31 protein-coding genes are annotated in these 26,552 nt (G+C 43.8%); 27 read left to right on the top strand and 4 right to left on the bottom strand.

Features of this window, described 5'->3' with window-relative positions; all coding sequences use genetic code 11:
* Positions 1-224: 224 nt before the first annotated feature.
* The 14 genes from metH to PPM_RS13955 all read left to right on the top strand — a co-directional run bounded on the left by metH (position 225) and on the right by PPM_RS13955 (position 15,289).
* Positions 225-3,665, top strand: a complete 3,441-nt coding sequence (gene metH / locus PPM_RS14020) for a methionine synthase (RefSeq protein ID WP_043885986.1) — start codon at positions 225-227, stop codon at positions 3,663-3,665.
* Between the two features lie 79 nt (positions 3,666-3,744).
* Positions 3,745-4,677 (top strand): ribonuclease Z, encoded by a 933-nt coding sequence (gene rnz, locus PPM_RS14015; RefSeq protein ID WP_014599878.1) that lies wholly within the window; start codon positions 3,745-3,747, stop codon positions 4,675-4,677.
* 485 nt (positions 4,678-5,162) lie between these two features.
* Positions 5,163-5,990, top strand: a complete 828-nt coding sequence (locus tag PPM_RS14010; protein WP_013371486.1) for a TIGR01457 family HAD-type hydrolase — start codon at positions 5,163-5,165, stop codon at positions 5,988-5,990.
* Positions 5,991-6,057: 67 nt separating this feature from the next.
* Entirely contained in the window at positions 6,058-6,876 is an 819-nt protein-coding gene (locus PPM_RS14005; RefSeq protein ID WP_013371485.1) for an Fpg/Nei family DNA glycosylase, read from the top strand.
* Positions 6,866-7,714: a deoxyribonuclease IV gene (locus PPM_RS14000; RefSeq protein ID WP_014599877.1), complete on the top strand. Its 849-nt coding sequence runs from the start codon at positions 6,866-6,868 to the stop codon at positions 7,712-7,714. The genes PPM_RS14005 and PPM_RS14000 overlap by 11 nt, the downstream gene beginning before the upstream one ends.
* A 74-nt stretch (positions 7,715-7,788) precedes the next feature.
* Positions 7,789-8,127 (top strand): cyclic-phosphate processing receiver domain-containing protein, encoded by a 339-nt coding sequence (locus PPM_RS13995; protein WP_013371483.1) that lies wholly within the window; start codon positions 7,789-7,791, stop codon positions 8,125-8,127.
* Positions 8,124-8,438 carry a thioredoxin family protein gene (locus PPM_RS13990; protein WP_013371482.1) on the top strand — a complete coding sequence of 105 codons (315 nt, stop codon included), beginning with the start codon at positions 8,124-8,126 and terminating at the stop codon, positions 8,436-8,438. Before PPM_RS13995 ends, PPM_RS13990 begins: the two co-directional genes overlap by 4 nt.
* Complete coding sequence (locus PPM_RS13985) at positions 8,435-9,208, top strand: ABC transporter ATP-binding protein (protein WP_013371481.1); 774 nt, start codon at positions 8,435-8,437, stop codon at positions 9,206-9,208. The genes PPM_RS13990 and PPM_RS13985 overlap by 4 nt, the downstream gene beginning before the upstream one ends.
* A 22-nt stretch (positions 9,209-9,230) precedes the next feature.
* A complete protein-coding gene (locus tag PPM_RS13980; RefSeq protein ID WP_040103876.1) occupies positions 9,231-10,289 on the top strand; it encodes an SAM-dependent methyltransferase in 1,059 nt (352 codons plus the stop codon).
* A gap of 180 nt (positions 10,290-10,469) precedes the next feature.
* Positions 10,470-11,963, top strand: a complete 1,494-nt coding sequence (locus PPM_RS13975) for a serine/threonine protein kinase (protein WP_013371479.1) — start codon at positions 10,470-10,472, stop codon at positions 11,961-11,963.
* 45 nt (positions 11,964-12,008) lie between these two features.
* Positions 12,009-12,986, top strand: a complete 978-nt coding sequence (locus PPM_RS13970) for an SAF domain-containing protein (RefSeq protein WP_013371478.1) — start codon at positions 12,009-12,011, stop codon at positions 12,984-12,986.
* A gap of 22 nt (positions 12,987-13,008) precedes the next feature.
* Positions 13,009-13,722: a hypothetical protein gene (locus tag PPM_RS13965; protein ID WP_013371477.1), complete on the top strand. Its 714-nt coding sequence runs from the start codon at positions 13,009-13,011 to the stop codon at positions 13,720-13,722.
* Positions 13,719-14,576, top strand: a complete 858-nt coding sequence (locus PPM_RS13960; RefSeq protein WP_013371476.1) for a hypothetical protein — start codon at positions 13,719-13,721, stop codon at positions 14,574-14,576. The genes PPM_RS13965 and PPM_RS13960 overlap by 4 nt, the downstream gene beginning before the upstream one ends.
* The gene (locus tag PPM_RS13955; protein WP_014599875.1) at positions 14,576-15,289 is read left to right on the top strand and encodes a hypothetical protein; all 714 of its coding nucleotides are present in this window, start codon (positions 14,576-14,578) and stop codon (positions 15,287-15,289) included. Before PPM_RS13960 ends, PPM_RS13955 begins: the two co-directional genes overlap by 1 nt.
* Before the next feature lie 14 nt (positions 15,290-15,303).
* Here the strand turns inward: PPM_RS13955 and PPM_RS13950 are convergent, their stop codons facing one another.
* Together PPM_RS13950 and PPM_RS13945 are read right to left on the bottom strand one after the other, a co-directional pair.
* Entirely contained in the window at positions 15,304-16,518 is a 1,215-nt protein-coding gene (locus tag PPM_RS13950) for a tyrosine-type recombinase/integrase (protein ID WP_419775818.1), read from the bottom strand.
* 355 nt (positions 16,519-16,873) lie between these two features.
* Complete coding sequence (locus PPM_RS13945) at positions 16,874-17,581, bottom strand: hypothetical protein (protein WP_014599873.1); 708 nt, start codon at positions 17,579-17,581, stop codon at positions 16,874-16,876.
* A 155-nt stretch (positions 17,582-17,736) separates the two neighbouring features.
* Here PPM_RS13945 and PPM_RS13940 point away from each other — a divergent pair, with 155 nt between their 5' ends.
* The gene (locus PPM_RS13940; RefSeq protein WP_043921416.1) at positions 17,737-18,066 is read left to right on the top strand and encodes a LytTR family transcriptional regulator DNA-binding domain-containing protein; all 330 of its coding nucleotides are present in this window, start codon (positions 17,737-17,739) and stop codon (positions 18,064-18,066) included.
* A 227-nt stretch (positions 18,067-18,293) separates the two neighbouring features.
* Here PPM_RS13940 and PPM_RS13935 read toward each other — a convergent pair whose 3' ends face one another.
* Entirely contained in the window at positions 18,294-18,518 is a 225-nt protein-coding gene (locus PPM_RS13935) for a helix-turn-helix transcriptional regulator (protein WP_043921415.1), read from the bottom strand.
* A gap of 177 nt (positions 18,519-18,695) precedes the next feature.
* On the bottom strand, positions 18,696-19,481 hold the full coding sequence (locus PPM_RS28010; RefSeq protein ID WP_052309228.1) for a helix-turn-helix domain-containing protein: 786 nt from the start codon (positions 19,479-19,481) through the stop codon (positions 18,696-18,698).
* 178 nt (positions 19,482-19,659) lie between these two features.
* Between PPM_RS28010 and PPM_RS13925 the strand changes: the two genes are divergently transcribed.
* The 12 genes from PPM_RS13925 (at position 19,660) to PPM_RS13875 (ending at position 26,544) form a co-directional block, all read left to right on the top strand.
* Positions 19,660-19,947: a hypothetical protein gene (locus PPM_RS13925; protein ID WP_052309227.1), complete on the top strand. Its 288-nt coding sequence runs from the start codon at positions 19,660-19,662 to the stop codon at positions 19,945-19,947.
* The gene (locus tag PPM_RS13920; protein ID WP_014599870.1) at positions 19,947-20,255 is read left to right on the top strand and encodes a DNA-binding protein; all 309 of its coding nucleotides are present in this window, start codon (positions 19,947-19,949) and stop codon (positions 20,253-20,255) included. The genes PPM_RS13925 and PPM_RS13920 overlap by 1 nt, the downstream gene beginning before the upstream one ends.
* Positions 20,256-20,392: 137 nt before the next feature.
* Positions 20,393-20,908, top strand: coding sequence for a helix-turn-helix domain-containing protein (locus PPM_RS13915; protein WP_014599869.1), 516 nt, complete (start codon positions 20,393-20,395; stop codon positions 20,906-20,908).
* 9 nt (positions 20,909-20,917) lie between these two features.
* Complete coding sequence (locus PPM_RS13910) at positions 20,918-21,154, top strand: hypothetical protein (RefSeq protein ID WP_014599868.1); 237 nt, start codon at positions 20,918-20,920, stop codon at positions 21,152-21,154.
* Complete coding sequence (locus tag PPM_RS13905; RefSeq protein ID WP_014599867.1) at positions 21,151-21,399, top strand: hypothetical protein; 249 nt, start codon at positions 21,151-21,153, stop codon at positions 21,397-21,399. The genes PPM_RS13910 and PPM_RS13905 overlap by 4 nt, the downstream gene beginning before the upstream one ends.
* Positions 21,400-21,630: 231 nt before the next feature.
* The gene (locus PPM_RS13900) at positions 21,631-21,882 is read left to right on the top strand and encodes a hypothetical protein (protein WP_014599866.1); all 252 of its coding nucleotides are present in this window, start codon (positions 21,631-21,633) and stop codon (positions 21,880-21,882) included.
* Complete coding sequence (locus PPM_RS13895) at positions 21,879-22,124, top strand: hypothetical protein (RefSeq protein WP_014599865.1); 246 nt, start codon at positions 21,879-21,881, stop codon at positions 22,122-22,124. The genes PPM_RS13900 and PPM_RS13895 overlap by 4 nt, the downstream gene beginning before the upstream one ends.
* A 101-nt stretch (positions 22,125-22,225) precedes the next feature.
* The gene (locus PPM_RS13890; protein WP_043921449.1) at positions 22,226-23,173 is read left to right on the top strand and encodes a YqaJ viral recombinase family protein; all 948 of its coding nucleotides are present in this window, start codon (positions 22,226-22,228) and stop codon (positions 23,171-23,173) included.
* Between the two features lie 10 nt (positions 23,174-23,183).
* Positions 23,184-24,080, top strand: a complete 897-nt coding sequence (gene recT, locus PPM_RS13885; protein WP_014599863.1) for a recombination protein RecT — start codon at positions 23,184-23,186, stop codon at positions 24,078-24,080.
* Complete coding sequence (locus PPM_RS29645) at positions 24,077-24,226, top strand: hypothetical protein (RefSeq protein WP_173364587.1); 150 nt, start codon at positions 24,077-24,079, stop codon at positions 24,224-24,226. Before recT ends, PPM_RS29645 begins: the two co-directional genes overlap by 4 nt.
* 52 nt (positions 24,227-24,278) lie before the next feature.
* Entirely contained in the window at positions 24,279-25,292 is a 1,014-nt protein-coding gene (locus PPM_RS13880; RefSeq protein WP_014599862.1) for a replication protein, read from the top strand.
* A complete protein-coding gene (locus PPM_RS13875; protein WP_014599861.1) occupies positions 25,258-26,544 on the top strand; it encodes a replicative DNA helicase in 1,287 nt (428 codons plus the stop codon). Before PPM_RS13880 ends, PPM_RS13875 begins: the two co-directional genes overlap by 35 nt.
* The last annotated feature ends 8 nt before the right edge of the window (positions 26,545-26,552 follow it).

Here is a 26,552-nt window from a genome sequence, read left to right as displayed (position 1 = left end):
CCAGTTGCACAATACAGGCTGAAACATTTATATGGGAACGACTATAGCTAAACGATACAGTTTAAAGACGTTCGTCTATAACGATGCATACTACAAAAATAGATCAGCTAAGTCGTTTATGAAGAAGAATAGCCTGCATAAAACGTATGTTTTTACTTCAATCTATCTAAATGATACGGTTTCTGCTAAACTAGGATTTAACGTTTTGCGGGGGTGAAGAAATTTTGGATAAAGTTAGCTTGCAGGATGCGTTACAACGAAGAATACTCCTTCTTGATGGGGCTATGGGTACTATGATTCAGCAGGAAGACCTTTCTCCCGCTGATTTTGGTGGAGAAGAGTTGGAAGGCTGCAACGAGATGTTGGTCTTAACGAGACCGGATGTCATTCAAGGGATTCATGAAGCATACTTGGAGGCCGGGGCAGACCTGATTGAAACGAATACATTTGGAGCAACATCCGTCGTTTTGGCGGATTACGATATACCAGAACGTGCCCGTGAAATTAATCTGGTGGCGGCCAAACTGGCACGTAACGCGGTGGATAAATACAGCACTGCGGACAAGCCTCGTTTTGTTGTAGGAGCTATGGGTCCAACCACGAAAACCTTGTCTGTCACAGGCGGTGTTACATTTGTAGAGCTGATTGAAAGCTATCAGGAGCAGGCTTTGGCGCTTATTGAAGGCGGGGTGGATGTTCTTCTGTTGGAGACCTCACAGGATACGCTTAACGTTAAGGCAGGCAGCATTGGAATTCGTCAGGCTTTTGAGCAGACAGGGATTGAGCTTCCGTTAATGATTTCTGGCACGATTGAACCGATGGGAACAACGTTGGCCGGACAAAATATCGAATCCTTCTGCATATCACTCGAACATTTAAACCCAATCTCGATTGGACTGAATTGTGCTACAGGTCCAGAGTTTATGCGTGATCATATTCGTTCTTTGTCTGAAATGTCCTCTGCAGCTATTAGTTGTTATCCAAATGCGGGCTTGCCCGATGAAAATGGTCAATACCATGAATCGCCGGATTCATTAGCTCGTAAAATGGCTGCTTTCGCTGAAAAAGGCTGGTTGAATATTGCAGGAGGCTGTTGCGGTACTACACCAGAGCATATAAGAGTAATGAGTGAAAGTATGGCGCAGTTTGAGCCTCGCCAGCTCGTAGGTCATCATCCTCCTGCCGTATCAGGCATTGAACCAGTATATATTGAACAGGATAATCGTCCGTATATGGTTGGTGAACGAACAAATGTTCTGGGTTCCCGGAAATTCAAGCGTTTGATCGTAGAAGGCAAATATGAAGAGGCGTCTGAAATTGCCCGCGCTCAGGTAAAAAGCGGAGCACATGTCATTGATATTTGTGTGCAAGATCCGGACCGGGATGAAATGATTGATATGGAAGCGTTCTTGAAACTGGTTGTAAACAAGGTGAAAGTACCATTGGTGATTGATACCACGGATATTAAAGTTATCGATAAAGCACTTCAATATTCGCAAGGTAAGGCAATTATTAACTCCATTAATTTGGAGGATGGTGAAGAAAAATTTGAGAAAATGGCTCCTATTATTCATAAATACGGCGCTGCTGTTGTTGTCGGAACGATTGATGAACGTGGACAGGCAATTGCGCGTGAGGATAAGCTTGAGGTAGCTAAACGTTCTTATGATCTGTTGGTGAACCGTTACGGTCTGGCAGCGGAGGATATCATTTTTGATACGCTCGTATTCCCAGTAGGAACAGGGGATGAACAATATATCGGTTCGGCTAAGGAAACGATTGAGGGCATACGTATCATTAAAGAAGCCCTTCCTGGGGTTCATACCATATTGGGCATCAGTAACGTATCCTTTGGTTTACCGGAAGCGGGTCGTGAAGTGCTCAATTCTGTCTATTTGTATGAATGCACCAAAGCGGGACTGGATTATGCAATTGTAAATACAGAGAAGCTTGAACGCTATGCATCTATCCCTGAGCATGAACGGAAATTGGCGGAAGATCTGATCTATAATACAAATGACGATACTTTATCTGCATTTGTAGCAGCTTTTCGTAACAAGAAAGTGGAGAAAAAAGAGAAGATATCAAACCTTTCGCTCGAAGAACGGCTGGCTTCCTATGTAGTGGAGGGAAGTAAGGAGGGACTGATCCCGGATCTGGAGCAAGCTCTCGCCAAATATTCTTCTCTGGAGATTATTAACGGACCGCTAATGAAAGGGATGGAAGAAGTAGGACGTCTGTTTAACAACAACGAGCTGATTGTTGCGGAGGTTCTGCAAAGCGCTGAAGTAATGAAAGCATCCGTGGCTTATTTAGAGCCGTTCATGGAGAAGAATGAATCCTCGGTAAAAGGTAAGATTTTGTTGGCTACGGTCAAAGGTGATGTGCATGATATAGGTAAAAATCTGGTGGAGATTATTCTATCCAACAATGGTTACCATATTGTAAATCTGGGTATAAAAGTACCACCAGAACGCATTATTGAGGCTTATCGTGAAGAAAAGGCTGACATGATCGGCCTGTCCGGTCTGCTTGTTAAATCGGCACAACAAATGGTGCTAACCGCGCAGGATTTGAAAAATGCGAACATTGATATTCCAATAATGGTTGGTGGAGCTGCCTTAACGCGTAAGTTTACTAAAAATCGTATTCGTCCTGAGTATGATGGACTGGTAGCCTACGCGAAAGATGCTATGGATGGCCTGGATATTGCCAATAAGCTTATGGACCCTGAGTCCCGTAAAAAAATGGCCGAGGACATGAAGGCTGAGCAGGAGGCAGAAGCGGCAACGGTCGTGGAGGCCAAGCCGCTCCCTAAGCTAACTCGGGCTGTACGCTCTAACATTGCTCAGGATTTGCCCGTCTATATCCCACCGGATACGGATCGCCATGTACTGCGTAACTACCCACTGAACTATATTCTGCCTTATGTGAATATGCAGATGCTGATGGGACATCATCTTGGCTTAAAAGGGAATGTAGAGCAACTGCTAGCTTCGGGGGACCCGAAAGCGATTCAGTTGAAGGAAACCGTGGACAGCATCATGTTTGAAGCTGTTACAGACGGAATTATTCAGGCGAGTGCTATGTATCGGTTCTTCCCGGCTCAGTCCCAAGGAAACCAAATTCTAATCTATGATCCATCGGATGTAAGCAAGGTACTGCACACATTTACGTTTCCACGTCAGCAGGTAGAGCCTTATCTATGTCTGGCTGATTTTTTGAAATCAGTGGAATCAGGGGTTATGGACTATGTAGGTTTTATGGTTGTTACCGCTGGTCATGGCATTCAGAAGCTATCTACCCAGTGGAAAGACAACGGAGATTATCTGCGCTCACACGCACTTCAAGCGGTAGCGCTCGAAGTGGCAGAAGGGCTAGCAGAACGGCTTCACCATATTATCAGGGATAGCTGGGGCTTCCCGGACCCAGCCGATATGACGATGAAACAGCGGCACGGCGCTAGATATCAAGGTATACGGGTATCCTTTGGTTATCCGGCATGTCCGGATCTGGAGGATCAGGGACCGTTGTTCCAATTGTTAAAACCTGAGGACATTGGCGTTGAGCTAACAGAAGGGTTTATGATGGAACCGGAGGCTTCAGTATCAGCCATGGTGTTCAGCCACCCTCAGGCGCAGTATTTTAACGTCGAAAAGGTTTAACACCTTTATCAGATGGGATAGCAAATACCCTCCGAGCTTCGGAGGTTTTTTGCTGGTCAGCAGGAAGAAGGTAAATGTCATGGAATTATATTTTCTCGGTACAAATGCAGGGGTACCTACAATTCAGCGAAATGTAACATCCATTGCTCTTCGTTTACTGGAGGAACGAAGAAGCATGTGGTTGTTTGACTGCGGTGAAGGCACTCAACAGGAAGTATTGCGTTCGCCGCTCAAGCTGAGCAGACTTGAAAAAATATTTATCACTCATTTGCATGGGGATCATCTTTTTGGTCTGCCAGGCCTTTTGTCGAGTAGGGCATATCAGGGAGGTACGGCACCTCTGACGGTATATGGACCGCCTGGGCTTCAGCAATATATTGAGCTATCTTTAGGGATCAGCCAATCTCGTATCAATTACCAACTACATATTGTGGAGCATACGGGCGGGGTTCTGTTCGATGACGGTCAATTTCGGGTGGAATCCGCTTTGCTGGATCATCGGATCGACAGTTATGGCTACCGAATTGTAGAGATGGATAAGCCTGGTAAGCTTAACCAAGAACTGTTGGAGCGATACGGGATCAAGCCTGGCCCAGTGTACGGTAAATTAAAGCGTGGAGAAAGTGTGGAAGTAGAGGGTGGAGTTATTCTGCATCCTCAGGATGTATTGGGTTCACCTAAAAAAGGGCGGATCGTCACTATTTTAGGTGACACGAGACCCTGTCCGAATACAGTAGTGCTGGCACGAGATGCAACTGTCGTCGTTCATGAAGCCACATTTCTGCATGATCTGGCGGATACGGCGTACGAGTATCATCATAGTACGGCGCTTCAGGCAGCGGAAGCTGCCAAAGCCGCAGGCGCGGGGCAGTTAATTATGACTCACTTTAGTTCTAGGTATAAAGATCAAGAGCAGCTTCAGCCTTTGCTGGAGGAAGCGCGAAGCCTATTCCCCAATTCATTGCTTGCGGAGCAGCATGTGTTGTTACCGGTACCTGATATCGGTCAATAAACGATTGGAGAGAAAGGTATGTGCTTAGGTGCCGGGGCTTGCTCCGGTGCTTTTCTTTTTCACTAGAAATTATTTTCCGGGAAAGCGCAGGATGCGACAAGAGGTGAGACGTATCAGTATGAGGATGAATGAAATTGTTCTACCACATATGGAGGCATGTCATATTTGAGTTTCTATATATCGAATTTAAAGGATTTAGTTGCTTGAGTATGCTCAGGAAATACAGGAAATTTTCTTTGAAGACGTAGCATCTTCGATGGAATTCGACGAAGAAATGATCTTATGCTATGGGGAAGCGACGGCTTTTAGCGAGGGTTGACGCTATTTTGGATGGTTTACCAGCAATTCATGGACTTCATAAGCATTTTTGACTTAAGATAGATGAGATGAGTGGAAATGACCGATTATTTAATGACCTGAGTCATTCAGGTGGTTAAATAAAAAGGAGAACACCATTCACGGGGTGAAGTATTATTTTCAATGTTATGATGTATGAAATTGAAGTGGGGGAGGGGATTGCGATAAAATCGTTACTAATTGATCTGGATGGAACACTTTATCATGGAAATCGAATGATTAAGGGTGCGGATCTGTTCATTTCCCGATTACGCTCAGAGCAGATACCTTATGCATATGTCACAAACAATGCTTCACGCACACCCGAATCGGTGGCTGAGCATTTGATTGGTATGGGAATTGAAGCAGCTAGTCATGAAGTATATACTTCAGCGTTAGCAGCTGCACAATATGTTGCACAGCAAAGCCCTGGAGCTCTTGTATATTGTATTGGTGAAACGGGATTACGCGAGGCACTCACGGGGGCTGGCTTGCAGCTTGTTCAGAACCATCCTGATTATGTGGTACAGGGGATAGATCGTCAATTTACATATGAAACGCTGGCAGCTGCCATGCGTTGGATTCGTGAGGGAGCCACATTTATTTTGACAAATCCGGATCTACAATTGCCTTCGCATGACGGACTTACACCAGGTGCAGGTACAATTGGAGCTGCCATTGAAGCTGCTTCACAGGTCAAACCGATCGTCATCGGCAAGCCTTCAAGCGTGCTAATGAATTATGCACTGAATCGCTTGAACATTAGAGCGGATGAAGCTCTGGTTGTGGGCGATAATATGCTTACAGATATTGCGGCAGGTGCAGCAGCAGGTTGTAAGACAGCTTTGATTCTGTCAGGCGTGACGACTCGCGCTAATATGGATGAACATATTCGTGCCGTTGGAGTGAAACCTGACCTGATGTTTGAAAATTTGGACGAACTGCAGGAATGGATGAAAGAAGAGCTGAAGTCATAAAAAAATATATGTTTTAGAAATTTGCGAGAATTAAAAGCTATGTAGCTACGAAAGGAAAGATGTTGATATGCCGGAACTTCCTGAAATGGAAAACTACAGAATCTTATTGTCAAAACAAATTTTGGACATTCCGATTACTGGAGTGACGGTTAGCCGCGAAAAGTCCATTAATACTGAAGTGGAAACCTTTAAAAAGCAATTGCTGGGTGCAACCGTTGTATATTTAGAGCGTCGGGGTAAGCATTTGATTTTTCATTTAAACACGGGTAAACGACTTGTGCTTCATCTAATGTTGGGAGGACTGTTGTATCTGGGAACGGAGGAGCAACGTCCAGACCGTACGATTCAGATCGAATTGGATTTTAGCGGAGTGAAGCTTTATTTTATCGGACTGCGCTTAGGTTATCTGCACTTGCTGACGGCTAAAGAAACAGATGAAGCTTTGTCAGACCTGGGACCAGATCCGTTAGACCGTCGTATGACGTTGGAGAATTTTACAGCACGTCTAAAAGGACGACGGGGAATTTTGAAAACAACACTGGTAAATCAGCAGGTTTTTTCGGGGATTGGAAACTGCTATTCGGACGAAATTGCTTATATCGCCGGATTTACACCGGGTTCCAAGGTACAAAATATTGTACAGTCTCCAGAAAAAGTGGAAAAGCTATATCATGCTACTCAATCCGTACTTCGTGAAGCTACTGCGGAGGGCGGTTATATGGAAATGCCTCTAATGGAGGGAGACACGCTAACAGGTGGCTTTGATCATCAGTGTCGAGTATATGACCGTGAAGGAGAAGAATCTCCAAGCGGTGGGAAAATTGTAAGAGTCGAGCTGGCGGGAAAAAAAGCATTTTATTGCCCGGTGCAGCAGCATGATGCCTAAATTGCTTATCGGCTCTCACGTGAGTACGCGTGGTGGCTTTTCCAAAGCTGCTATACGTGCACGAGAGCAGGGAGGACGTTCATTTCAATATTTTCCGAAAAATCCTCGTAGTCTCAAGCTGAAGGAATGGAGTTCCATAGATGCTGCTGCTTGTAAAACCTACTGCTCAGAGCACCAACTTCAATCTATTGCTCATTCGCCATATCCCGTGAATCCAGCTCATGGTCGCGAACGCGGTCAGGAACTTTATGAACTGATGGTTGCTTCATTACGCAATGATCTGGATATTGCTGAAGCCTGTGGATCGAAGGGGATAGTTGTCCATTTTGGGCATATGCATTCGTCTGACCCGCTGGAGGGCTATCGTAATATTATTAACTGTCTGAATGATGTGCTGGAAGGCTGGCAGGGAAATGCTAAAATATTAATTGAGAATCAGGCTGGGGATCACGGTCCCATGGGAACCACGCTGGAGGAAATGGTTCAAATTCGCCAGTTGTGTCGAGATCCTGGCAGCATCGGATTTTGCCTGGATACTTGTCATGCGTATGCAGCAGGATTGTGGAACGGTGGAATGGACGAGGCTTTGCTTGAAAAAGGGGACCGTCTCGGCTATTGGCCAGCACTGTGCGGAGTTCATTTGAATGATTCCAAATACCCGTACGGCTCTAAAAAAGACAGACATGCGCGCGTGGGGCAAGGTTACATTGGTACTGAGGGCATGCGCTGGATAACAGAACAAGAAGCTGTAAGAGGTATTCCCGTCGTATTGGAGAGTGAGGCGGGACCTGATGGGACACATCAGGAGGACATTCAAATGATTCAAAGCTGGGAGTGAATTATTTTAAATAGATAATAGTGATCTTAGAGATGGTGTAAGCTTACTTTTTTGGGAAGAAGGAGGAGAAGTTGGTGTATTTGTTTATGGACGATTATCGACCTTGTCCTCCAGGTTTTAAGCTGGCAAGGGATGCGGATGAGTGTCTGCTTCTACTTCATGAATACCCTATTTCGATACTATCGTTAGATTATGATTTGGGTCCAGGGCAACCGACGGGAAAGGATGTAGCTGCTGCTATTGCAAGTAAACAGTTATATCCGCGTGAAATTTACTTGCATTCCTCCAGTCCGCAGGGGCGGCGAGCCATGTATGATCTGCTTTATGCGAGTAAGCCGGAGGGAGTCACTGTGCATAACGGGCCAATTCCTGAGGTGCGTATGCAAGAGATCCTAAACGAGTCTAAGCGATGAAAGAGATCGGACAAAAAGAGGCGCGCCGTGCCATATGGGAAGGATGTAAGCTGGCTTTGTTTGTATACACTCCCATGTGCGGAACATGCGCGGCTGCCCGTAGAATGTTAGAGGTAGCAGAGCATTTGCTCCCCGAAGGAGCAGTGGTGCAGAGCAACATTAACTATATTCCTGAACTGGTTCAGGAGTGTCGGATTTCCAGCGTCCCCGCGCTTCTTATATATAATGGTGAAAACAAAAATCCTGAAATCATCTACAAAATGGAATCTGTAGGACACTTGCTGAGCAGGATAAGGAGCGTGATGGAATGATATCCATAAAGAACATTACATTACAGCGGGAAGAAAAACGTATCCTGGACGATGTAAGCCTAGAAATACGAGAAGGTGAACACTGGGCTATTCTGGGTCGCAATGGTTCCGGCAAAACAACATTGTTGGAAATGATGACAGGGTATATGTTTCCAAGTCGTGGTACGGTTGAAGTGCTTGGGCAAACGTATGGTCAATGTGATGTGCGAGAAGTTCGCAAGCAGATCGGATACATTAGCCAGACATTACTGGAAAAGCTGGCGCTAAAAGATCCCGTTTGGGAAGTGGTGGCTACAGGTGCGTATGCTTTTTTGCGTTTTTATCAGGAGATTCCGACGGAGGCAAAAGAAAAAGCCGTATCTCTTCTGGAGGGTATGAATTTAGGCGATCTGATTCATCACCCGTTGGGCACATTATCGCAAGGAGAACGTAAAAAGGTAATGCTGGCCCGCTCGCTGATGGCTGAACCTCGTCTGCTGATTATGGATGAGCCTTGTGCCGGATTGGACTTATTTGAACGGGAAAAGATGTTGGTCGAGATTGATCGGCTTCGCAAGCGAGACTTATCAGTGGTCTATGTAACTCATCACATTGAGGAGATTGTCCCTCTTTTTACGCATGTTGCGTTGATTCGGGATGGCAAAGTCGCAGCTGCTGGATCGAAAAAAGAAGTTTTAACGAAAGAATTGATTATGCACACTTATGAAGTTCCAGTTGAGCTGGAATGGGATGGTGAACGTCCCTGGATTCGGGTGTGCACTGGAGGGTAACGTTATTTTGGAAGAACTATACATGAATACAGATGAACAGAGTGAATGCGCTTTGTCATCATCAAGATTTGTTTGTACGGCCAACCATGGTTTTGCACCCTATGCTCAAGAGGAGCTTAGAAGATTATTTGGGTCTGTAAAAAGTACAATGCTTCTACCTGGTGAAATTTTTTTAGCAACACTACCCGCGGGAGAAATTGAAACAGTGAGGACGATTACAGGCCAGCCACCAATGTTTCTTCGCCACTTGTTTCCTGTTCATTTTCAGGAGGAAGGAACGGATCTGGTTCAAGTGCAAGAGCGTCTGGTTGCATTTATCCGTAACCGCAGGGAACTGATAGATCAACGTGTTTCTTTGCAAGTACGCAAAGGAACTAATAGCAGTTGGACTGAAAGCGCAGGTGCACTCAGGCTGGCTTTGAGTGAACAATTAAGTGATCTACCTATGGAGTTGGTGGTACAAGGCGCCGATGTTATTGTGTCCGTTTTTGCAGATACGGATACGTGGTACGCAGGCGTATCACATCCTCAGGACAACCTATCGGATTGGAGTGGAGGTGCAGTTCGTTTTCAGAAGGAAGACGGACAGATCTCTCGTGCCAAATTCAAGCTACTGGAAGCAGAAGCTACGTTCGGTATTGATTTTAGCGCTTTCCATCAGGGACTAGATATTGGGGCAGCACCGGGTGGATGGACTTCCTTTTTGCTGGAGCGTGGACTGAAAGTTACAGCGGTTGATCCGGCCAAGATGGAGCCATCACTGATGAAGTACGCCAACCTGACGTTTTTGCGTAAAAATGCAAGTGAAGTCAAATTTAAAGAGAATTCGTTCGATCTGCTGGTTTGTGATATGAGCTGGAGTCCAAAACAGATGGCAAGGCTCGTTACTGATTTACTATATAGTTTGCGGAGTGGTGGTACGGCTATCGTAACAGTCAAGCTAATGCATAAAAAGCCCTTGGCGCTCATTCATGATGTGATTGCTTCATTTGAGGAGTCCGGCATGCAGATTCAGCGAGCTAAGCAGCTTTTCCATAACCGAGATGAGATTACCCTGTATATGATCAAGTATGGAAAATAATTCTTTACAATAGATGCAGGTGTGCTATATAATAAATCCAAATTGTTCCTTTAACAAAATAATTGTGTTAAATCAAGGGAAAGCATCCCGCGAAAATTGTTTTCATGTCAGCATGAAGACTTCATTTTGCGGTGGCTTTCCCTTTTTTGCGTTGTCTGCTTTTAGAAGGGAGGTAAGAGAATGATGAATCAACCGTCACAATTAGAGTTCGGGTCAATTGTCGGTGAGCGTTACCGAATAATTCGCACGTTAGGTTCGGGAGGCATGAGCCGCGTGTTCATGGCCGAAGATTTAAAGCTGCCGGGCAAGCATTGGGCAGTGAAGGAGTCGATTGCCGATCCAAAAATAATGAAGATTGTACGGACGGAAGCCGAAATGTTGATTTCGCTAAGCCATCCACGTTTACCGAGAATTGTTGATTTTTTTGAGTATCCTCCATCTGGTGCAGTATATCTGGTTATGGACTACATCGAAGGAATTACGCTGGAAGCATACATGAGGGGATACCAAGGCTATATACCACAGGAGCAAATCATTCCACTCGCTCTTCAGGTACTGGATGTACTTGATTATTTGCATACCCGTCAATTACCAGTCATTTATCGGGACCTCAAGCCGGCGAATATTATGCTGACACCGGAAATGGAATTTAAGCTGATCGATTTTGGGATAGCGAGGAGTTATAAGTCCGAGCTGGATCAGGATACGATAAAGCTGGGCACAGTAGGCTTCGCTGCCCCAGAGCAATATGGAACAGGACAGACGGATGCTCGCTCGGACCTGTACAGTCTGGGGGCGTTACTATTGTATCTATGTACAGGTGGTAAATATAGCGAGTGGACAGCAGGAGTTGAAGGGTATATTCGTGGGGAATTGCCTCGACATTTGATTCCGATAATTCGAAAGCTGCTGCGGCATCATCCTGAGGAACGATTTCAGTCTGCTGAGGAGGTCATTGAAGAACTGAGGCGCAGTGCTGATTTTCAGTCTGCTCAACCAGGAAAATCTATGAGTAATGCTTCAATGGATTATGCTGGAACAAGGGTAGTGGCTGTGCTGGGCGTGTCTTCCGGCTCCGGTGCTACGCACACAGCAATTGCGGTGAGCCACTACTTGGCTCGAAGGACCCACTCTGTAGCCTTGGTTGAGCTACATAGTACAGCTAAGGCATTTGCCCGGCTGCAAGAAGTCGTGGAAGGCATACCTGTTGGACAAGCGAGTTCAAGTCGGCGTTTTGAAGTCGATGGAGTCCATTATTGGCGGCAAACATCTCGTGCGGATGTCATTTCTTTGCTGGGCGGCTCCTACAGATTTATCGTACTGGACTTGGGGAATGGACAGGACAATGAACGACTGGAAGAATTTTTGAGAGCCGATTACCCGCTAGTTGTTGGCTCAGGGGCCGAATGGAGAGTTCAGGATATAACGGGCCTAGCCCGATCTCTTCAGCGTCATCCGCAACACAAATGGAATTACTGCTTGCCATTGGCCTCCTCGGAGGCTGTCCGCAGGTTACGAAAGGAGCTAGAACACGATAAAGTATTTGCGCTGCCGCTCCACTCAGACCCCTTCGAACAGGATGATGAAATGGATCAGGTATTGGATGAGCTTTTTCGTGGAGTCATTACAGACACCCGGAAAAAACGTTTCGGATTCCTTAAACGGCAGCACTAAATAAATAGACATGTATATATCAAAAAGAGGTAGGGGAGAAGCTGTGTGTCCAAGCTAAGAAAAAGCAGCAAACAAAAACTATCCGCAGGTTGTATTGGCGCGGGAATTGTAGGCATGATCTTTGTGAGCTACCTTATACTGAATACCCATCAAATGAGTGAGATCAGGAAACAGGCAGAGGTGGAGGCAGAGCAGAAATGGAAACTGTATGAACAAGAGCAACGGACCGCGAAAACAGGCTGGGCGGTTGTTCGTGACATTTCACCAGGCGAGCAGATTACATCTAATGATTTGAAGGGAATTAAGGTTCCTGGTTCTCAAGCCCCGTCTAATTTATTGGCAAATAAAAATGAAGTTTCCGGCACCACAGCCAAGATAGAACTAAAAAAAGGATCTGTGCTTACATCGGCTATGATTACTGCTAATGAACCGACACCTAAGGATCTACGCAACCGTGAGTTAAAAGTAGTGGTACTGCCCAGCAGCCTGAAGTCAGGGGACGAAGTAGATATCCGCATTCAATTTCCAACAGGTCAGGATTACATTCTATTATCCAAAAAGAAGATTTCCCGGCTGGAGGGCCCAATCGTATGGGTTACTATGAATGAGCAGGAAATACTATCGCTTTCGAGTGCTATTGTAGATGCCTATCTGCATAAAGCATCCATCTATGCTCTGACATATGTAGATCCCCAATTTCAGCCCAAGGCAATCCCGACCTATCCGCCTAATGCGCAGGTGTTAGCGTTAATGAATAGTGATCCGAATTTAGTCCGTGTTGCTGAACAAAAACTGTCCAAGCAGCTACGAGATTCTCTAGAAAATGCGATTGGTTCATCAAACAATGTGATTTCAACACCTGCGGAAAGAGTCCTAAGTGAGGAGGTTGCAGCTCAGCATGCGGGCACAGCTATTGAAGATGCAGCAAGCGGAATTGATGATACAGGGAGTGAGGAACAGGATCACAAAGAACAAACGAAGATTCTAACGCAGGGCGGCAGCTCTGATCCGTATGCCAAATAAATGAGAGAAAAGGAACGGAAGTATGAAAACATGGATATTTGCCGGTCTTTGTGACAAAAGCGATACCTTATTATACATCAGCAGCGTATTGGCAGCTTCCGGTCAACAGGTACTGCTTGTGGATGCTACACTGCGGGGACGGTATCGGTATAGCATAGGAATGCTTGATAAACCACTACCCATTACGCAGTTTTGTGGATTCGATGTGGCAATTGGATTTACAGCATGGGAAGATCTGCATATCGATATGCTGGCTGATCAAAATGAAGAACAGACTTATGACATTGTTATTTTGGATGTAGAGCTGCCTGATTTTTGTCCAATTTCGGTTTGGAAAACGGCAGAACTGCGAGTTTGGGTCAGTGATTATAGCCACATGTTAATGCACAACGGACAGAATTGGCTTGAGCATTTGTTTGACCAACCTGGTTTCCCCAAAAATCTTGTATTTCACAAGCTATTTATACAAGCAGTGGATTGTGGTGTGGAGGAAGCGTATTTGTGGGAATACATGAACCGCTTCCCTGCGTTATGGCAGCAAGAGCCGTATGTACTGCCATGGGATGAGGGGCAGCTTGCTCTAAAGCTGGAAAATGAGCATAAAAAACAGCTTCTGCTAAAACCTCTATCCAGAATATATAAGAGAGAATTGTGCCGTTGCATTGGGGAATGGATGAGTTGGGAGATAAAAGAGAGTCATCGTGCGCTAAAGCGTGCGGAAAGGAGGAGAGCATGAGCACCATTTTATTTTGGAGTCCAATTAAGGGAGCGAGTGGGAGTAGCTCTTTAGCGGCAGCAATAGCAATTACCATAGGTAATTTATATAGAGGAAGACTATTATTGACTCATTTAGGCCGTAGGCATACCGGTATTGAATCAGGATTTCCTATACAGGAGTACGCCATGGACGATCCGAGTCTACAGATTCAGGAAGGGGGCTGGGAGGCTGTTTCACGTTTAGTTCTGAGAGGGACGCTGTCTAGAGAAAATATTCGTAACTATACAATACCTGTGTTAGAACACACTCTGGATGTACTTGAGGGAACCTCCGGCTTTGGAGCTGCACCGCCGCTACTTTCCCCTGATCTTGTAAGGGTGGTAATTGATACAGCGAATCAATATTATGATTTAACGCTGATTGATGCAGGGAGTGGGGGAGGCTGGGGGGCTGTACAGCATGAAGCATGTGCACGAGCCAAACTGGCTGTTCTTTCGCTCACTCAGAATATGCGTGAGTTGGACGCTTATTTTGAATCTGTGTCTCCGTTATCCACATATTCGTCATTACCCTTATTAATTGTCCTTGGAAAATATGATGTGCATTCACAAGCGAATGAAGCGAATATACGCAGGAGATATGGCTACAAGGGTACTTTGTATACAGTTCCTTATAGCACCGAATTTATGGACGCATGGAACCGCAGGGATGTGATTGGCCATGTGCAGCGCGAGGTGCGAAGTGGAAAAGATCAGCAACGCAAGCTTTTTATGTCTGTAGGATGGGCGCAGAGCGTACGGCAGATTAGCAAAGCTATTCTGGAGGCGGTAGAGTCCGATCTTCGGCTCAAGGCTTTGGAGAGGGGCGCTTAATGCTGTCCGCTCATATGATCAACGGGTTAATTGTTACCTGCATTGTGTTGTTGTGCATCGTACTGATTATTGTTAAATATCGAGGGAATCTTTACTCGCAACATTCAGCTCTTCGGGTAGAACCAAAGAACGAAGATGCCACATTCGAAACATTGATAGAATATATCAAAAATGCGCTTCATGAACTAAGTCACAGCCAGATGGCAGATGCCGGATTACATGAAGAGGAATATAGGCGGCGTATCCATCAAAGGGCGGAACTACGAAGGGCGTTAAAGGACTGTGCCAATGGCAGCAGTGGAGATAAACGTTTTGTTAAAAATCTGATGAGTGAGCTTCTGATAAACGGTTACGGTTTGAACGAGAAAATCGCCGATACTGTTATGCCATTCTCCAGACCTGAGTTGTTTGACACACAGGATCAATTCGAAATTATTTTTTACCAATATCAGCAGAAGTTTGGCGCGGATGCACTATCACGTTTACTGGATACTTATGACTTAGCCGAAATGAGGTATTCACAGCAAGGTGAAGAGGATGGAAGCTATTTCGTAACGACAGAGGATATCCGCTATATCTATGACTGTGAATACCGTCCCCTTTCCTTTATGGAGAAAGTGGATATTATTGTGCAGCGGATTTATCAAAATTATAAAGGTTATACATTGAAAATCCCTTATACCGTAAGGGGTATAAGGGATGAAATTTATTGAAATCACAAAAAAAATCACTTTTCTTGCAATTCTGTTGAACCTAGTATGTCTGCATAATGTATTTTAATTTTACTTGATGTATCTCTTTTCATTTTATTTGTAACGTGAGTATATACCTGTAGAGTTGTTTTTGCATTTGTATGTCCGACTCTACCCATTGTTGATTTAAGATCAGCACCCGCTTCTGCTAGCATACTAATGTGAGTATGGCGAAAAATATGTGGAGTAGCAGGTTTCGATATAGATGTGTTTACAAGAATTTTTTTCATACGGCCAAGTAAGATTTTTGGGAAAAAAGGAGAGCCATCGACCCTACAAAAAACAAAGTTCTGATCTTGGTAATTTGTTGTCCTTGCTGTCTTTTTTTGAAATTCTCTATGTTCCTCTAATAATTTCATGATGTTAATATCAATGTCAATAGTTCTTATGGAACCCACTGTTTTTGGTGGGGTTAAAATATACGTCCCCCGATTGTCATTCCTACTATAGATGGTTTTTGTAATCCGAATTTCATTTGTTGCAAAATCAACGTCTGTCCACTTCAGGGCACAAAGTTCTCCAGGTCTTATTCCTGAAAAAGTCAACAAATAGAACATTTCAATATCTTGATACTGTCCATATTTTTTGGTTGATTCTAAAAATTCAATCAATTCATTCTTTTCGAAGTATTTCTCTGCAATAACATCGTTCTCTATCTCTTCAACAGTTCTAACTTTTTTAGGGATTACTACTCCGAAGCAAGGGTTATCAAGTCTGTATTTATTTTTTATTGCGTACTTAAAAACCATATTTCCTACACTGTTCATAGTAATAATTGCACTTATTGAATATCCTTTATTGTCGTAATCGATAAGCATGTTTTGATACTGTTGATGTGTAACTTTATCTATCCTTACCTGTCCAAGGTACTTACAGATTGAATTAATAGTAGTTACTCTTTGATCAATTGTACGTTGCTTTACTTTCTTTTTTGAATAAACAGATAGCCATTCAGTTGCTACCATTGCAAAAGTAAGCTTTTTATTTTTCTGTACATCAACTCCATAGGATGTAATATCAAAAATAACCTTGTTAACACGCTTTTTTGCTTCCTTTTTTGTATCCGCTCGTCGGGAAATTTGTTTTCTTTTCCCCGTGGAAGGATCAGGAGGGGCATCACCCACACAGACCCATTTATAGCCTTGTTTATTGTTAGATGCAACTTTGTAGAAATATGCCAATGAAATCACCTCTTGCAATTGTCTTGATTACCTTGAATTCGTAGCTGTAGTGGTAATCGTTCTGTTTCAAATGTTGACTGTATTGATTTGGGTTGATACAGAGAAGTAGAAATTTTTAAAGTTGACCTAGTTGTATATAAACCTTCACTGAATTAGGGTATTCTTTTCTGAGTACTTAATAAATTTGCTCATTATTTTTGTTTGTTGTTGGTTTTAATTTTAGTGAAAGATGCCATACATTCTGTCTCCTTATATAGGTACAAATGTTCGCTTTAATGGTGAAAAGAAAAGCCCGGAAGGGCTTAATTTATGAAATGTTTAATTAATGTTATTGTACAGAAGATCTTAGCGTTTGAAAATTTTTTTATTTTTTGTCTTTCATGTCATTAGGCATCCCTGTTTTTCCAAATAGCATAGTCACATACATTTTGTACTCTCTAGAAAAATCTCTGGCATCCATCAATTGCTGGCGCATTGTATCAATGTGTGTTTCGTTCGGCTCTTTAATATACTTTAAGAAAGATTCATATGCTAAGGAGCGAGAAGTATAGTATCCTTTTGCACTTCTTAATACGTTTTCCAAGTTATCCTTCAAGTCACTATGTAACTCGTCAGGAATTGTTATAGAATTAATTTTTTTTATTGTCTCTTTATATTTCTCATTGACTTGTTGAAGTTCCTTACAAAGGGCAGCATCATCGATTTTTTTGCTCTTATCAAGCACCCCAGCGCCATTCTGCTCATAGGGAGCCATTTCACTTTGATACTTATAAAGGACACTTTCGACTTGAAGGGCCTTTTTCCTATCGGCATCACTAAATAAAGGTGTGCTCTCAACATCTTCTTCACTTACATTAGGAGATACATCGGCTTGTTCTTGAGCTGAGTCCCCCTTAGATACAGGTTTAGACTCGTCGCTAGGTGCAACTATACAAAGTATTAATAGACTCAAAAGTGAGATTAGAAAACTCCATCTAGCCTTTTTAGTGCGCCTAAATGAAGATATTATTCCCCAAAAGAGAAAAAGCACAAAGCAAGCGGAACTGATTACAATTAAAAGCGTATAAAACATTTTTCTTTACATCCTTCTATGACCCCATCGGCTGGGAAATTGCTCATTTTATCTTGTTAATCTTATTATCGAAAACTGACAATGAATATGTAATACTTTGTAGGTTGTTACGTGCTGTTCTATCATAAAGTAAAAAAACAACAGGAGTATTCAGCGTGATAGTAACGTGCGTAAAAATTCATGATCGTGACGGGAGTGAATCGGATTTTGTCGAAATTTCCCTGTACGATGTAAATTACATTGACTTGTGGCAGCCAACTAGGAGCAAGGAGTCCTGTCCTGCCTACCATACCTCAACGGGCTCATACATAGGTTTGAGAACGTTAAAGGATATTTCGAAAGCATATGCTAAGTATGACTTCAAGCAATATGATCGTTCAACGGTTGTGAATGAAAATATGATTAAACGAACTGAAACGGACGATCGTGGCAGTAAAGTATTCTTTGATGATGGGAGTTTTGTACGAATAAGAACAAAACTATAGGCTTGTCAATCCCTTTAAACATGGTTTAACCCCTCTTAAATCAGCCTTATCGGTACTACATTTCGACAGACTCCGACCATCCAGCATGTTAAAGTTATTTCTACAAACGTTTGTACAACATAATGTCCTAATATTCGACAACCAGTGGTTTTAAATGAACCTGAGGGGAAGAACGGCAAGGGAGTTCGCTAAACAGCGAACTTTTACCCGGTCGGAGTGACATAGTGTCACTCAGTGCTGCTGAGTTCGATTCGCTCATAAAGATCATCAATGTGACAGCCGATTGCTGCAGCAATATTCATGGCAGTTATCAGGGACATCAGCCGCCTATTGTTGGCGTATTCGGAGATCTGAGACTTGGTAATCCCTGTAGTGTCACTCAACCATTGCTGATCTTTTCGTATTTCGCGCAACCTTTGTTTCAGCAGGCAACGACCAGGTTTTATGGACATGATCATGCCTCGCAGAGTTATTTTATAGGGTTGTCATTATCTAATCGATTAGTTAATTAGAGGACAAAAAAATTAGATACGGAAGTGGCATCTATGAACGAAATCAAACTAATGAAATTGAAGAAAAAACTAAATTTTAAAGAAGAAGAATTGGCTGTTCTGTTGCCAAAAATAGAATCAATCTTCGTCGGAGAAGATGATTTTAGCCGCTCTCTTGAGCTTTTTTTGAACATTAGGATCAGTCAAATCAAGTCCGAGGTCTGACTCTAATTCGGTAAAGAAAGACAATTTGTCTTTTATCTGTTTATCTATATCATTGCCTATAGATTTTATAGTTCCATCAGTTTCATTTTGAGACAGTAGCAGCATACCATTGTGAGCCGCTCTATAAATCTCCGACCTTTCGTATATATCATCCATGAAACTCTTCATTACTTCATCCATGGTTTTAGGGTCTTTATTGTTTTTTTCTGGCTGCTGATCTTGTGTTAACAAATAAATTGTTAGTTTAACAATAATGGACTTATATGAGCTGACAGGGTCTTTCTTTAACATATAGAAGTCAATATCAAATTCTTTCATATCGCCTACAATTTCATGGATAGAACCTAAGATATCATCACTGATCGTACCGAAATTAAGGTAATAGTCTATATAGTCATTTAGTTTTCTTATTAATTGAGACGCTTCTCGCTGTTTACTTCCTTCTTCAAGTAGTTTTTTTACTTCAGGAGGAGCCTTTTCAATAAAAGAGGCCATAATTAGTTCTTCAGCATTCCCTCCCGTTATCTTCGCAAGTGCTCTATTGAGTTCATCTGAAGTAGGGGGGGTTTTTCCATTTTGCAACCGGCTGAGGTGTTCTCGACTCATCGAAAGCCCTTCTTGTTCTAATTGCTTGCATATTTCTTCGAGAGTAAGCCTCGAATTTTTAATATACCCCTTCAACAGATCAGAATACTTCATTTTTTCTTAACAACTCCTTTGTGTTTCATTTCGATTATCTCATAGTTGACAAAAAATTATCAACACATACATCATTGATAATTTTATATCATTTGTTGTTGACATTTATAATCAATGTGATAACATAAATCACATATTATTGATTTATAAAATCACAAATTATCAAGGGGGGATAGAAGTGAAGAAATATTCTGATTTGTTGGCAAATTCTATTAAAAGTAGTGGCTTAAAGTTGGATAAAATATGCACTCTCATTGGAGATATCACTGGCAACGAACTCACGAAGCATTACCTAAGCAAGCTGCAAAATGGAAAAACTTCACCTGCTTCAGACAAGCTTAATGATGCACTAGCTAACGTTCTAAATATTGATCCTATCGAATTAAAGGCAGCAGCTTATCTTGAAAAAATTCCACCTGAGGTGCTGAAGCGCTTGAACAGACCTGATAAGAAGGAGGTCATCTGATGCTAAAAGTGGAGTTTGACACTGACCAGCTTAAATCAATTATCGACGCTGCTGTTTCAAAGGCAATGAAGCAGTATACACCAAATCAGTTACCGCCGATGATGACTAAGAAGCAGTTGATGGAATTTCTCGGAATTGGTAGTACGAAGGCGAGTGAACTTCTTAATAGAGAAGACTTTCCGGTCATTAGAGAGTTTGGTCACCCAAGAGTTCCGCTTCATGCACTGATGGTTTGGATTAACGAACATACTGAATGGATTCGGGATAACGCCAAAGATTATTGGGAGCGTACAGGAAGTGTTGCTTAAACAAATGAAGAAACCCGTTGGGCTGTACCGGCTCCAGCGGGTTGAGGGGATATGGGGGAAAGAACTTACAACCTAATACTACATCAGCCCTCTGTCCGTAATAAACGTGTCAATCGGACAAAGGAGAGGAAATTAGCATGTCAATTGGACAGTTTGGTCCCAATCTTCAAGAGGTTTTGAAACGACGGGGGGAAACGCGTAACGCAGCCGGACAAGTTACCCATGTGGATGCTTCATTAATTGGAAAAATCATCAAAGGCTCCCGCAAACCATCGAAAGAGCTTATGCAACAAGCGGCGGAGCATTATGATGATGGCCAGCTTTACATTGCAGCAGCCGGGGAAGTAACAGGCGGTGCCTTTGCACCCTGGCTGGATAATGTAGACCTACATAGGGCAAGTGTACTGTTCAAGACGGTTGAAGAAATGAGGGAAGTTCTTGTTCTATCTGCTGAGGTTCCAATTAGCAAAACGGCTGACCAACTTACTGATTCTGAGCGCCAGAACATGAAACGTCTACTGATGGAGTCGGTTGAAGCTATTACTGCTCTTACGCATTTCACGGCAGTGTTATGTAAAGAGTATTCGTTTTCCTGGTTGGGTGCTTGGAAAGAACACCGAGCTGACCTGAAGGCAAAAAAATACATGAAATGAGGTTTAGCTATGAGCATAGTACAACAACGCATAGATGAGTTAGTTTCCATGCGCCAACGTTTATCAGAGACACAAATTGAGGATGGGAAATGGGATTGGTTTTTGAACAAGGAGATTATAGAGCTGGAACAAAAGAAAAACGCTCGGCTGGCGGGCCGAACGCTTGGTTTGAGAACTCGATTAAAGTCTCTTGTGTTGCTTATTTTATCTCCTTCTGCGAGAGAAAGCAAGGGTGAGGGTGCGTGACGCAGCAGTTAAAGGAACGTCTCATTCAAAACTTTCTTGATAAAAAGGCAAGAACGCAGGCCAACACGGATGCAATAGAAGCTTTTCTACATGCGGGCGGTTCAGCTTTTTCATCTGAATTTCAGGAGCTACTACAGGAGCGGGACGAAGCCTACTTTCAATGGAATAACGCCTTGCTGAGCCTAAATCTTCTGCCAGCAGAAGAACGGTTGGAGTTTTTCGGAAATATGTCGCCAGTGATATAGGACAAGCTGGCAACGGACAGGCCATGTCGGCCTTGTCTTCCGGCGTCGGACGGTAACATAACCTACTCCCGTTCGGCGTCGGAAGATGCGGCTGACGCATCACACAAAGCAGCGACACGATGGTACGTGTACACGCGATGGTGAGAATATCAGGCGGAAAACGACGGAGCGCGCCTGACTGCTGGTTCGAATCCAGTCTGCTTGAAATTACATACGGAAGGAGGAAACTTTGTGCAAGTTATTCAACGTTTGACCGTTGTCTCTAATCCAACAAGGATTTTTGAAATTGGAACGGAGCTAAATGGCAGCGAAGTCATTGAGATTAAGCAAGTCGGTACGGAATATGAAAATAATGTCCATTCTGAATTCCATGTTTTAGATGAAAATGATGAGCTCATTGTCAGCATCGAGAATGCACCAGTGATCGTCGAGTATCAGCAGATTGTAGAACATGATGAAATCATGGAAGGAGAATCGGCATGAACGCAACTCATAAAAAAGTGGTGGAGTTTTTTGCAAAAATTAGCACCGACGAATCTGTGGATGCTACTGAGTTTTTAGAAGCTATCACGTTAAATGTGGGGCTTTATACTGCGCTGAAAATCAAGACAGTGGGACAACGAGAAGTCACAGAGCAGTTCAAAAGCATCATTGATACTGGCCTCAAGATAGCGAATAGCGAAGTTGTACCGAAACGAGTTAGCTTTTTCATTATAAAAAAATAGCCCGCGGCAACGGGCTATCACTGATCTTTTGAAAACTAAATATGTGAATACGGTCATCTTATCATGGGTGACCGTTCCTAACAAGAGGGAGCGATATGTATATGGCTATGAATGTAGCTGCTATTACAAAAGGCATTGAGCGTAATGAATGGTTGAAATTGCGTAAACTCGGCATTGGTGGTTCTGATGCTTCTGCTGTCGCAGGGCTGAACCGATACAAGTCACCCGTTGGTGTCTTTTTAGAAAAAACGGATCAGATTGTACCAGACGAACCAGGCGAAGCAGCTTACTGGGGCAACCAGTTAGAGGATTTAGTCGCTCGTGAGTTTATGAACCAAACCGGATTACGTGTGCAACGCAGCAATAAGATGTATCAGCATCCTACACATAAATTTATGTTGGGTAACGTGGACCGCCTGATCTTAGACAAGGGTGGTCGAGGACTTGGCATCCTGGAATGTAAAACGGCCAGCGCTTATAAGCTGAGCGAATGGGCTGACAATCAGGTTCCTGATGAGTACGCAATTCAGCTCCAACATTACATGGCTGTGCTTGGTGTGGATTATGGTTACTTCGCTGTTTTAATTGGTGGACAGAAATTCCAATACAAGCTGGTCGAACGAAGCGAGGGCATTATTGATTCTCTCATACAGATCGAGGAAGAGTTTTGGAACAAGCATGTAATTCCACGGGTTCCACCAATGGTAGACGGTAGCGCTGCTTCGACTGAGCTACTGAATCGCTTGTATCCTTCTTCTCGGCCAGCGACAGAAATTACGCTGGAGAAAGACCAGGCATTGCTGGTGGACAAGCTCATTGCTGCCAAAGAAGACGCGAAGGTGGCTGAAGAACAGGTCAAACGATTGGAAAATGAGCTGAAGGCAGCTATCGGTGAAAATGAGGTTGCCACGTATAACGGGGAACCATTGGTAACTTGGAAGTCCAGTCAAACAACGCGCCTGGACACTAAGCGCTTGAAGCAGGAGCAGCCGCACATCTTTGAAAAATACGCAAACACCACGTCCTCAAGACGTTTTTTGGTGAAGTAAGGAGGCTATTATGGCAGGACAACGCAGTAGCGGATCAACCCTTGAGAAAAAGCTTCAAAATAAGGCGGCTGGAGCAAAAAACGATGCGCCTACACCTTCTCAGACCATTGCCGCTTATATGGACAAAATGAAGTATCAGATTGCGGAGGCTATGCCAAAGCATATGAGCATTGATCGGCTCAGCCGTATTGCCCTGACGACGATCCGCACGAATCCGAAGCTACTGGAATGCTCTATGCCGTCTCTCATGGGGGCGGTCATGCAAGCGGCACAGCTTGGTCTGGAACCAGGCCTGATCGGTCATTGCTACATCATCCCATACGGTACAGAAGCCACATTCATCATCGGCTACAAGGGAATGATTGATCTAGCACGACGGTCTGGAAACATCAAGTCTATTGCCGCCCACGAAGTCTATGAAAATGATTTCATTGAGCTGACATATGGGCTGGAGGAAAAATTGCAGCACGTTCCTTGGTTTTTGCGTAAGGACGCTCAACCTGCCGAGTCAGGGAAGATCATTGGGGCTTATATGGTTGCCAAGTTTAATGACGGCGGTCATTTTATCCATTACATGCCGATCAGCGAGATTGAGGAACATAAGAAGCGTTCCAAGGCATCCAGTAAAGGGCCTTGGGTGACTGACTATACCGAAATGTGCAAGAAGACAGTTGTACGTTCCGGGTGGAAGTGGCTACCCATCAGCGTGGAGATTGCTTCTGCGGTTACTCAGGATGAAACGGTGCGTAAAGATATCACTCCAAACGATGAACCTTTTGTTTTTGATATGCCAACTGAACCTAAAGACGATGAAACACCTCAGACGGGTGATGCAACTCAGCCGAATAACGCTGATCCAAAGCAGCCTGCCGATGGATCGGGTCAAGACGAGCTGGAATTTGAATGAGTTCTATAGATGAGATTACTGGCAAGCTGCTATTACGCAGCATGGTCGGTGAACAGATTTGGCGAATTAAAGAGTCCGATCCTGTAGCCTTTAAGCGCGAGGTGCGAGAATACTTCGTGCGGGGCTATCCAGGCTGGACGGTGTGAAGAAGCGAATGGTATTTATATAAAAATCGCAAGAGATTAGGTGGTGAAGCCGGTGGACTCCAACGTAAATCCTCAGCCTACGGACGCACATATACGCATATCACATGAAATACATCGAGAGCTGATCCGGCGGAAGTTTACTCAGCGGCAGCGGGATATTATTGATTTTGTCCTCACGCTGAGCTGGGGATGCGGGAAGCCATCGGCTAAAATCCCTATGCTAAAACATTTTGAGTTATGTGGTGTTCGTAAGGAACATATCAAAAAGGAACTAAAAAAGCTGGTTGAAAATCATGTGCTGTTTTGGGACGAGCATATGAATGTGTTTCAGATCAACAAACATTATGATATGTGGGCTGTAGATGTGGTGGAGCGATATGACCCCAAAATGATGAACGATTTAATCAAAATTAACATTGAAACCCATACCCCAAATCTCGGTAAATCAGTTACTAAAAAAGTAACTGAGTTACCAAAAAAGCAACCGATCCGAGTTACTAAAAAGGTAACTCAGTTACACAAAAGGCAACTGTTCAGTTACCAAAAAGGTAACTCGCCAGTTACTAAAAAGGTAACTGTGAAGCGTGATTTTTCCTGTCATACCAAGGGATTTCGGCTCTCTAAAACAATCTTTAAAGCAATTATTAAAAAAAACACTACTACATCTTTAGATACTGTACAGGAATTAGATACAGAGCAAAGAGGTGGAGGAGGAGGGCTTCCTTCGGATCATTCCTTTGGTTATATCTACCGTGCTTACGAAAACAATTTTGCAGATTCAGGGAAGGTCACTCCGTTTGAAACCGAAGACTTGGGAGCCCTTTTCGACGATTACGGTGGAGAATGGCTTCTGAAAGCCATGAGGGAAGCCGTTCGACAGAAGAAAAAGAGCTTGGCTTATGTACGTGGCACGCTGGAGGGATATCGTAAACGTGGTGGACCGGAAACGGAACGCCGAATGGATCGGGCTTCACCGGCGGAAGCAGAAATTCGAGAAGACGACCCCATTACGATCTTGATGAGAAAGGCAGATGAGCAACGACTTGCTGAATACGGAGTTACTTGAGGCTGAAATATTAGGTTCCTTTTTTCGAGATCCTTCCCTTGTGAGTGAAGTCGCTGTAACACTAGAGCCAAGCTTATTTACACAACCTTGGCATCGCAATCTGCTGAAAATGATACTAGAACTACATCGGACTGAACAGGAACTATCCATGACTATGTTGGTGACGGTATTCGAAAAGCATCTTGAAAAGGTCGGTGGAGTTTCTTACCTGTCTAAACTGGCCAGCTCTGCCGTTGCAGTTTCGATGCTGGAGCAGAATATCAGGAAGCTCATTGAAACAGATGCTCGTCGTAAAGCGCTGGAATTGGTCGGCGAATACCGCGAAAAATTTTTGGATTTGTCATCAGGTGGGTTTGAGGAGTTACTGGATGAATTTGAACAGCGCTCACTGGATATTCGGCCAAAAGCTTTGCTAAAGGATACGGCGGTTGATGACATCATCCAGTGGTATGAGGACTTGGTACTTAAAACGCAAGATCCTTCCCGAGCGCTTGGCATTATGACGGGCTGGTCAGCATTGGACCGACTGATGCTAGGGTTCCAGCGTACTAACCTGGTCGTCATCGGAGCCAGAACTAGCATGGGTAAGTCAGCCGTCGCCAATGAAATTAAGATGCGGGCCACCCAGCGGGGACATAAGGTTGCGGACTTTAGCCTGGAAATGTCCAAGGCGCAGATTTATAACCGGATGATCGCTAATCTGTGCAGCATTCCTTTGCAAGCTATACGTTCAGGGCATCTGAAGCCGGAACAGATCGAGCGTATTTCTATGCAGATGGAGTTTCTGCGGAAAATTCATATCGACGATAGCCGTGGTGTGACTGCGGAGTACATTTGTTCCGAAATGCGCCGATTGAAGCGGCAAGAAGGACTTGATTTGGTCATTGTAGATTACTTGCAAGAAGTGGTCGAGCCTGCTGAACGAAACGACAACAGCGGTTCTGGGTTGCACAGGGTTTGTCAGAAGCTACGGAAGGCGGCAAAAGACTGTGATTGCGCGTTGATCGGTTTATCACAGGTCAAGCAGGATGTGGAGAGCCGGCAGAATAAAAGGCCGTTCGTTTCAGACTTATCAGGCAGTGCGGCAATCAGCGCAGTTGCTGACGATATCCTTCTGCTGTACAGGGACGAATACTACAACCCTGACACACCAGACCCAGGTATCTTGGAAATCAACCTCGCAAAACAACGTAATGGTCCTACTGGAGTGGTGAAACTCAAATTTGAGAAAGACACACAACAAATCGCGTAGGGGAGTAA

Source organism: Paenibacillus polymyxa M1 (assembly GCF_000237325.1).
Classification (GTDB): Bacteria; Bacillota; Bacilli; order Paenibacillales; family Paenibacillaceae; genus Paenibacillus; species Paenibacillus polymyxa_C.
This window is presented reverse-complemented; position numbering and strand designations above follow the sequence as displayed.